At 42.2% G+C, this 341-nt stretch carries 1 pseudogene; it reads left to right on the forward strand.

Going from position 1 to position 341, the window contains the following annotated elements:
• Positions 1 to 341, forward strand: a pseudogene (locus tag HMPREF2661_RS11150) (replication initiation factor); the annotation flags it as partial.

Consider the following 341-nt stretch of genomic DNA (forward strand, 5'->3'; position numbering starts at 1 on the left):
TTAGGTGTTCCGCTCCGTCGTGGTGTTTCAGATTCTTCCTTTATTGATCAAATCAGTTTTTCATTTCATGAGCGTACATTTTTTGACAAGTACGGAACAAGAATCAGCCTTTTAGAAGATGAAGACTTTGTAAAAGCAGCATCAATGCTGATGTATGAAATTATGGGCTTCGGAATCTACAAAGAATCAAAAGGTTCGGGCGGTCGTTTTTATGAAAGATGCTGGCTGATGGGCGATGAAGATGTACTTTATGGCCGCGTCCATTTTGTCCGCCAAAATCAAACAATGCTTGTAGAGCTTACCGCAACAGGCTGTACAGCGGCAAAAAACGGCTGGGAATC

The sequence above is a fragment of the Neisseria sp. HMSC061B04 genome (assembly GCF_001836705.1).
Taxonomy (GTDB): Bacteria; Pseudomonadota; Gammaproteobacteria; order Burkholderiales; family Neisseriaceae; genus Neisseria.